The 8,331-nt window shown below is 52.0% G+C and carries 7 protein-coding genes; all 7 read left to right on the plus strand.

What is annotated here, in order from left to right; translation table 11 throughout:
* Nucleotides 1–98 precede the first annotated feature (98 nt).
* The gene (gene ampE / locus VIN66_RS15375; protein WP_331924797.1) at nucleotides 99–950 is read left to right on the plus strand and encodes a regulatory signaling modulator protein AmpE; all 852 of its coding nucleotides are present in this window, start codon (nucleotides 99–101) and stop codon (nucleotides 948–950) included.
* A 288-nt stretch (nucleotides 951–1,238) separates the two neighbouring features.
* Nucleotides 1,239–2,153 (plus strand): alpha/beta hydrolase family protein, encoded by a 915-nt coding sequence (locus VIN66_RS15380; protein WP_331924798.1) that lies wholly within the window; start codon nucleotides 1,239–1,241, stop codon nucleotides 2,151–2,153.
* Nucleotides 2,153–2,845: a response regulator transcription factor gene (locus tag VIN66_RS15385; RefSeq protein WP_331924799.1), complete on the plus strand. Its 693-nt coding sequence runs from the start codon at nucleotides 2,153–2,155 to the stop codon at nucleotides 2,843–2,845. The genes VIN66_RS15380 and VIN66_RS15385 overlap by 1 nt, the downstream gene beginning before the upstream one ends.
* Nucleotides 2,845–4,095, plus strand: a complete 1,251-nt coding sequence (locus tag VIN66_RS15390; protein WP_331924800.1) for a HAMP domain-containing sensor histidine kinase — start codon at nucleotides 2,845–2,847, stop codon at nucleotides 4,093–4,095. Before VIN66_RS15385 ends, VIN66_RS15390 begins: the two co-directional genes overlap by 1 nt.
* Before the next feature lie 249 nt (nucleotides 4,096–4,344).
* Nucleotides 4,345–5,103, plus strand: a complete 759-nt coding sequence (gene pdhR, locus VIN66_RS15395) for a pyruvate dehydrogenase complex transcriptional repressor PdhR (protein WP_226766665.1) — start codon at nucleotides 4,345–4,347, stop codon at nucleotides 5,101–5,103.
* A gap of 61 nt (nucleotides 5,104–5,164) precedes the next feature.
* Nucleotides 5,165–7,831 carry a pyruvate dehydrogenase (acetyl-transferring), homodimeric type gene (gene aceE, locus VIN66_RS15400; protein ID WP_331924801.1) on the plus strand — a complete coding sequence of 889 codons (2,667 nt, stop codon included), beginning with the start codon at nucleotides 5,165–5,167 and terminating at the stop codon, nucleotides 7,829–7,831.
* 11 nt (nucleotides 7,832–7,842) lie between these two features.
* A partial coding sequence (locus tag VIN66_RS15405) for a biotin/lipoyl-containing protein (RefSeq protein ID WP_331924802.1) occupies nucleotides 7,843–8,331 on the plus strand: 489 nt, incomplete at its 3' end.

Genomic DNA, 8,331 nt, shown 5'->3' on the forward strand with positions numbered 1-8,331 from the left:
CCGGGCGCAAAACCGACCCCGGCGCGGCGTTTGACTGGATGCGCTACCGCGACGCGATAAAAAGTGCGCTAAAGAAGCCGATTTAAGGAGTTTTCGCTATGACATTAATCAGTATGCTGCTGGCACTTATTATTGAGCGTCTTGCCGTGCGCAGTGATGCCTGGCAAGCCAGCCGTTATGCCCGCGCTTATGTGCGTTTTACCGCCCGTTCCGGCCTGAGTAAGCTGGCCGCCAATAGCCTGGGCTGGTACTTGTGGCTGATCCTGCCGGGTGCTGTCATAGCTTTGCTATTACATCTGGCGGATAGCCATTTGCTGAGCCTGGTGGTCAATACGCTGGTATTGCTGGTGGGGCTTGGCTGCTGGCATTACCGTCAGCTGTATAAGCAGTATTTAAATGCGATGGACAGAGGCGATGAAGAAGCGGCGTTTATTGCTATGCAGCAAATACGCACTGATATGGGTAGCAACAAGGAGCAGCACAGTTATGGCCAGCTCTTGGTGTGGCTGAATTTTCGTTACTACGCTGCTGTGGTGTTCTGGTTTTTACTACTGGGTGCGTTCGGCGTTATCACTTATGCGCTGGTGCGGCATTTACAGGAAGCGGTGGCAGAAGACGATGCAGCCAGTTATGCCGCCTGTAGTAATAGTAAGGCTGTGCCTTGTGCAGCGCACTGGGCCAACTGGTTTCCGGCCCGGTTGTTTGGCTTAGGCTTTGCACTGGTGGGGCATTTCTCCCGGGCATCTACTGCGTTACTGGGCTACTTTCTTGATTTTACTGCCGACAACGAGCAGGTGGTGGTAGATGTAGCAACCGCAGCCGAACCACTGCCGGCAGACAGTTTAAATACGCTGGAAGATACCAGCTATATGGTGCAGCTGGCTAAACGCAATATGCTATTTTTCTTGGCTTTTACCGCCATTTTGACACTAAGCGGCTGGTTAGGCTGATTATTCCTGCATAGCAAGGTGGCGGTCAGTTAAGGCTCTGGCCGTCATCGGTTTGCCCACGCCAACACGCCGTAAACCCATCCGTGGGGGCTCCTCTCAGCCCATCCGGGACTGAGACGCTTAGCTTAGGGCAAACCGATTCTGCTTAAATGATCAGCGTTCCTGTTAAGGTGCCTTATCTATTTCTGATTTTTACAGCTTTATTCCACTTTTTCACTTCACACTGATTTCACAGCGGCTATGTCAATCTGGCTTGCAACCTTAACGCAACTTATGCAGGTGATTAAGATGACTAAAACCGGAGTGAAAAAAATGCTGCTAACTATTGGTGCTGTAATTACTGCCCTGGCTGCCACCTGGTATGCTTTGTTTGGCCTTAAACCTTATACCGTAACTGCGACAGAGATAAATCAGCGCTACAGCTACACCCAGCCGCAGCCGCTGAATATGCAGCTGCAGGCAGATGATAATAATGGCTATCACTTTCACTACACCAGCTTTGATGGCGCCACAGTTAATGGTTATATGCGTTTGCCTGAGACTGCTAAAAGCGCTCAGCCTGTGCCGGTATTGATTGGTGCTCATGCTATGGGGCGCTCTTACCAGCGTTGGTGGTTATCAAGCTACAAAGAGCGGACAACGCGGGAAAGTACCGATAAGATCACCGAAATGGCGCTGGCAAAAGGCTATGCTATGGTGACCATTGATGCCCGTAACCACGGTGAGCGTAAAGATCCGGAGCACAGTATTGTTGATATTATTAATAACCTGCATTGGTGGGGTGAGCGCGAGCCATATGAAGCCATGCTGATAGACACGGTGCGCGATCACCGCGTATTGCTCGACTGGCTCAGCACACAGCCACAGTTTGACGCTGAGCGTGTCGATATTACAGGATACAGTATGGGTGCTCATGTCAGCTTGTTGCTGGCCGCTGTAGATACGCGTGTTAAGCGGGTTGCTGCAGTGGTACCACCGCATATCAATAGCTATACGGCGATAGTGGCGCCACTGAACATGTTAGCCGGTTTGGCCGATAACCCGGTGTTGCTGTTCAGTGCTAATGATGATGAATATGCCAGTGAGAAAGAAAATAAACAGTTGTTTGATGCATTACCTAATACTGAGAAAAAACATCACCTCTTCGAGGGGGGCCATGTGTTACCGGCGCACTATGTGCAGCATTTTGAGCAGTGGTTGTAATGACAAAGCCTAATGCGATAACCGTTTTGGTTATCGAGGATAATCCGGCGATACAGGCTAATATCGCCGATTATTTTGCTTTGCACGGTGCCGTGACTGACTTTGCTTTACAAGGCCGGCAAGGGGTCGCTTTGGCACTGGAAAATTACTACGATGTGGTGATCCTTGATCTCACTCTGCCACAACTGGATGGGCTGGATCTGTGTGCGCTGCTGCGTCGTCAGGCTAACCGGCACATACCGGTACTCATGTTAACCGCCCGCGACAGCCTGCAAAACAAGCTTGATGGCTTCGCGGCCGGGGCGGATGACTATCTGGTAAAACCCTTTGACTTAGCTGAGCTGTGGGCCAGAGTACAGGTGCTGGCAGGGCGGCGCTTGCAACAGAGCTATCAGTTGGCGCTTGGCAATATTACGCTGAATAAACACCGGCAACAGGTTATGTGTGCTGGCCAGATCATGCCGCTAAAACCGATTGCCTTTCAGCTACTGAGCATTCTGCTGGAAGCGGCGCCGCGCCCGGTTAGCCGCAGTGAGCTGTGCAGTAAAATCTGGGGCGATGAACCGACCGAGTCGGATGCGCTGCGCTCGCATCTTTATCAGCTACGTAAAACGCTGCAGCAACATGGTGCAGCAGTGGTGCTGGAAACCGTACATGGCGTAGGTTTTGTCGTAAAAGCAGGGGCAAACTGATGCCAGTAATATCACTACGTCACAAAATCCTGTTTGCCTTTACCGGCTGCGCGGTGGCCATTGCCCTGCTGTTTGGTATTTGCAGCCTGTTATTTGCCTATCATACCGAAGATCGGTTTTTCGAAAGTCTGCTGCAAGCCGAAGCCAATGTTGCCGAGCAGCAACTGGCAGAGGGCGCAGCTGTTGTGCCACGGCTCAGTTTTATTCGCTATTACCCGGCGCTGTCTGCGTTACCCGCAGACATTGGCGGGGTGCTGAAACAGACGCCCAACCGGCGCGAGTTTGCGGCGGCGCAAGGCAAACACTTTCACCTGATACCTTTATCGACAGGCTATTTGCTGGCAGATGTCAGTGAGCAACTTATCGTCAGGAACATCCGCGGCCAAATGTTCACGTTTTTACTCTGTCTGTTGCTGGCGGCAATAGTGTTCTCTGCTGTGCTGGCGTTCTGGCTGGCCAGGCGGGTACTGAAACCCCTGCACCAGCTGACTGCTGTTGTCGACAATGCCGGCCAACACCCAACCGATACCAACTGGTCTGGCATTGCTGCTCTTCCTGCCGACGAGATTGGCCGTTTAGCGCAGGCGCTGCAGCAAGCCTGGTCGCGGGTGCAGAGCTTTATTAGCCGCGAGCAACAATTTACCCAGGATGTATCGCATGAGCTGCGCACCCCGGTTACCGTCAGTCGCGGCGCCATCACATTACTGCGCCATACCAAACTGACAGCGCAGCAGCTGCAGCTGATTGAGCGGCTGGAGCTGGCGCAGCAACAGATTGCCCAAAGCATAGAGACGTTGATGCTGCTGGCACGTGAACAACAACCGGCCGCCAGCCGCACGCCGCTGCTGCCGCTGGTTGAGCACAGTATTTTACAGCAGCAGCCTAAGCTGGCGGGGAAACAGTTACAGCTGAATATCGATATAGCCGCTGACGAGAGTGTAATGATTGCGGATTCAGTGCTTCTGATCCTGCTGAATAATCTGCTGGGTAACGCCTTTGAATACACCGTCACCGGGCATATTAACATTGCTTTTAAGCAGCAGACGCTGACGGTAGAAGACACGGGCGGTGGCATCGACGCTGCCATCCGCCAGCGGGTGTTTGACAGCGGCGTTAAAGGCGAGAACAGCCAGGGGATGGGCGTCGGCTTGTCATTGGTAAAACGCTTATGCGATAAATGGCATATTGGCTATCACATTCAAAGCAACAGCAGCGGTACCTGTGTCAGGCTGCAGTTCCCGCAGCAGTAACCTCTGCCGACATTGTTTGCGTTGGATTAACCTGGTCAGACCAATTCTAATGGTTTGTTTCATACGCTTGTCATTCTGAGTTAATACTCTAACTATTTTGTGTTTTTGCCTTTGCCGGTAATCTCTGCTTTATTTACATGCCGGGCAGAAACTGCTACCTTATCGCCACTAAAATATAATTGGTAAGACCAATTTACAGTGGTGAGTTAACTCTGTAACGGACATTACCAGACAGCAAATTGGCAGCGCATGGCAGATTTTAAAATTAAACCGGCGAAACTCTCCGACCGCATTGTCGAGCAACTGGAAAACATGTTGCTCGAAGGCAGTTTTGCGCCGGGGCAGAAATTGCCGCCAGAGCGTGATTTAGCCGACATGTTCGCGGTATCGCGGCCGTCGCTGCGCGAAGCTATTCAAAAGCTGGAAGCCAAAGGCTTGGTCAGCCGTCGTCAGGGTGGAGGCACTTATGTCTGTGACAACCTGGCTGTTGGCCTGACCGACCCGCTGTTTGCGCTGATTGCCCGCCACCCGGAATCGCAGTTTGATTTACTGGAGTTCCGGCACGCGCTGGAGGGTATTTGTGCCTATTACGCCGCATTGCGTGGTACGGCTGCCGATTTTGCCCAAATTACCGCGCATTACGATGCAATATGCCAGGCACAGCAGTTAAACGACATTGACCGTGAAGCCAAAGCGGTCGGCAGTTTTTATCTGGCAGTAGCCGAAGCGTCACACAATGTAGTGTTACTGCATTTGGTGCGCGGCTTAACGCCATTAGTGGAGCAGAATATCCGCTTAAACCTGGAAACCCTGCAGCAAAAGGAAGGCATTGTCAGTCAGCTAAATGCACACCGGCAACGGCTGATGCAGGCTGTTATCAACGGCGAGCCGGAAAAGGCGCGTCAGGCCAGCAATGGTCATTTGGCTTTTATTGAAGAAGCGCTGCTGGAAGTGGGCAAAGAACGTTCGCGTATTGAACGTTCGTTGCGCCGTACCCAGCAGGGTTAATAACAATTTTAACGCACATGCATGTATAGCACAGGCGTGCATAACCAAAGGAAACCTCGATATGTCTGAAGTCAGTAAAGTTGACATCGACGCTCTGGAAACCAAAGAGTGGCTTGAAGCGCTGGAATCGGTAGTTCGCACTGAAGGGGTCGAGCGGGCACAGTTCCTGCTGGAAAAAGTGCTGGAAGAAGCCCGGTTAGAAGGCGTAGACATGCCAACCGGCGTCACCACCAACTACATTAATACCATTCCTCCGCAGCAAGAACCAGCGTACCCGGGCGATGTTAATCTGGAACGGCGTATTCGTTCGGTGATCCGCTGGAACGCCATTATGATTGTACTGCGTGGCTCGAAGAAAGAGCTGGACTTAGGCGGCCATATGGCGTCTTACCAGTCATCTGCTGCGTTTTACGAAACCTGTTTTAACCACTTCTTCCGCGCGCCGAACGACAAAGACGGCGGCGACTTAGTGTATTATCAGGGCCATATTTCTCCGGGCATTTATGCCCGTGCTTTTGTTGAAGGCCGCTTAACTGAAGAACAGTTGGACAGCTTCCGCCAGGAAGTAGACGGCAAAGGCTTATCAAGCTACCCGCACCCGAAATTAATGCCGGAGTTCTGGCAGTTCCCAACGGTGTCGATGGGCCTGGGCCCTATCGCCTCTATTTACCAGGCACGCTTCTTAAAGTATTTACACGGCCGTGGCTTAAAAGACACCAGCGCACAGCGCGTTTATGCCTTCTTAGGTGATGGCGAGATGGACGAGCCGGAATCACGTGGTGCGATAAGCTTTGCCGCACGCGAAAAGCTGGGCAACCTGTGTTACCTGATCAACTGTAACCTGCAGCGTCTGGACGGCCCGGTAATGGGTAACGGTAAAATTATTCAGGAACTGGAAGGCTTGTTCCGCGGTGCGGGCTGGAACGTGATCAAAGTGGTGTGGGGTCGCGGCTGGGATAAACTGCTGGCGAAAGACACCACCGGCAAGCTGTTGCAGCTGATGAACGAAACCATCGACGGTGATTACCAGACCTACAAAGCCAATGACGGTGCTTATGTGCGTAAGCATTTCTTCGGTCGTTACCCGGAAACGGCAGCACTGGTTGCAGACATGACCGATGAAGAAATTTTCGCGTTAAAACGCGGCGGTCATGAGCCATCCAAACTGTTTGCTGCCTTTAAAGCTGCGCAGGAATGTACTGACAAACCTACTGTTATCCTGGCCAAAACCGTTAAAGGTTACGGCATGGGCGAAGCAGCAGAAGGTAAGAACATTGCGCACCAGGTGAAGAAAATGGACATGACGCACGTGCTGCAACTGCGTAAGCGTCTTGGCCTGGAAGACTACATCAGCGAAGAGCAGGTAGCTGATTTGCAGTACATCAAGCTGCCGGAAGGCTCGCCAGAGCTGGAATACCTGCATGCACGCCGCAAAGCGCTGCACGGTTACACGCCGGTACGTCTGCCAAACTTTACTAAAGCGCTGACACTGCCAGAGCTGGGTGCTTTTGACGCATTACTCGAAGAGCAAAAGCGTGAAACCTCAACCACTATGGCCTATGTGCGCGCCCTGAATATCCTGCTGAAAGACGAGCATATCGGTAAGCAAATCGTGCCGATTATTGCCGACGAAGCCCGTACCTTTGGTATGGAAGGCTTGTTCCGTCAAATCGGTATTTATAACCCAGGCGGCCAGAACTATACGCCGGAAGACCGCTCAGTAGTGAGTTACTACAAAGAAGATGTCGGTGGTCAGGTACTGCAGGAAGGTATTAACGAGCTGGGCGCAATGTCATCCTGGGTGGCGGCGGCAACGTCATACAGCACCAACGATTTACCGATGATCCCGTTTTATATTTACTACTCGATGTTTGGCTTCCAGCGCGTGGGCGATATGGCGTGGCTGGCAGGCGATCAGCAGGCGCGCGGCTTCTTATTAGGCGCAACTGCTGGCCGTACTACGTTAAACGGCGAAGGTTTACAGCACGAAGACGGCCACAGCCATATTCTGGCCGGCACCGTGCCGAACTGTATTTCATACGACCCGACTTATGCCTTTGAGCTGGCAGTGATTATGCAAGACGGTATCCGCCGCATGTACGGTAAAGATCAGGAAAACATCTATTACTACATCACGGTAATGAACGAAAACTACCACCACCCGGCCATGCCAAAAGGCGCCGAGGAAGGTATTCGCCGTGGTATTTACAAGCTGGAATCGCACAACGGCGATCGCGGCAAAGTACAGCTGATGGGCTCAGGCACTATTTTAAATGAAGTGCGTAAAGCCGCTGACATCTTAAGCAAAGACTACGGTGTAGCCTCTGACGTGTACTCTGTTACGTCGTTTAACGAGCTGGCGCGTGATGGCCAGGATGTTGAGCGCTTTAACATGCTAAACCCGGACGCGAAAGAGAAAACGCCATACATTGCTACGGTAATGAACAGTGCACCGGCGATTGCCGCCACCGACTACATGAAAAACTACGCCGATCAGGTACGTGCTTTCATCCCGGCTAAGTCTTACAAGGTACTGGGTACCGACGGCTTTGGCCGCTCAGACAGCCGTGAGAACCTGCGCCGCCACTTTGAAGTTAATGCCGGCTACATTGTTGTGGCTGCGCTTAGCGAGCTGGTGAAGCAGGGCGAGTTGAAGAAAACCGTGGTCAGCGACGCCATCAAGAAATTTGGCATCGACAGTGGCAAAACCAACCCGCTGTACGCATAAGAGGATTAACCATGACGATTGAAATTCATGTTCCGGATATTGGTGCAGATGAAGTAGAAGTCACCGAAATTCTGGTCAAGGCAGGCGACAAGGTTGCGGTCGATCAGTCACTGCTTAGCGTTGAAGGTGATAAAGCCAGTATGGAAGTACCGGCAAGCGAAGCTGGTGTGGTAAAAAGCATCAACGTTAAAGTGGGCGATAAGGTAAAAACCGGCAGCCTGATCATGACCTTTGAAGGCGAAGGCGCAGCGAAACAAGAAGCAGCACCTGCCAAAGAAGAAGCTAAAAGCGACGCCAAGAGCGAAGCCAAAGCAGACAAGCCAAAAAGTGGCGGCACGGCAGTACAGGACGTAAAAGTACCGGATATCGGCGGCGACGCGGTAGAAGTTACTGAAATAATGGTAAAAGTTGGCGATACGGTAAGCGAAGAGCAATCTTTGCTGAGCGTAGAAGGCGACAAAGCCAGTATGGAAGTACCGGCACCTTTTGCCGGTAAGGTA

Origin of the sequence: Rheinheimera sp., assembly GCF_036568245.1 — a bacterium.
GTDB lineage: Bacteria > Pseudomonadota > Gammaproteobacteria > Enterobacterales > Alteromonadaceae > Alishewanella.

Excerpts from the sequence above, each read along its gene's own strand:
- ampE (WP_331924797.1), top strand. The coding sequence starts at position 99 with ATGACATTAATCAGTATGCTGCTGGCACTTATTATTGAGCGTCTTGCC.
- VIN66_RS15380 (WP_331924798.1), top strand. The coding sequence starts at position 1,239 with ATGACTAAAACCGGAGTGAAAAAAATGCTGCTAACTATTGGTGCTGTA.
- VIN66_RS15385 (WP_331924799.1), top strand. The coding sequence starts at position 2,153 with ATGACAAAGCCTAATGCGATAACCGTTTTGGTTATCGAGGATAATCCG.
- VIN66_RS15390 (WP_331924800.1), top strand. The coding sequence starts at position 2,845 with ATGCCAGTAATATCACTACGTCACAAAATCCTGTTTGCCTTTACCGGC.
- pdhR (WP_226766665.1), top strand. The coding sequence starts at position 4,345 with ATGGCAGATTTTAAAATTAAACCGGCGAAACTCTCCGACCGCATTGTC.
- aceE (WP_331924801.1), top strand. The coding sequence starts at position 5,165 with ATGTCTGAAGTCAGTAAAGTTGACATCGACGCTCTGGAAACCAAAGAG.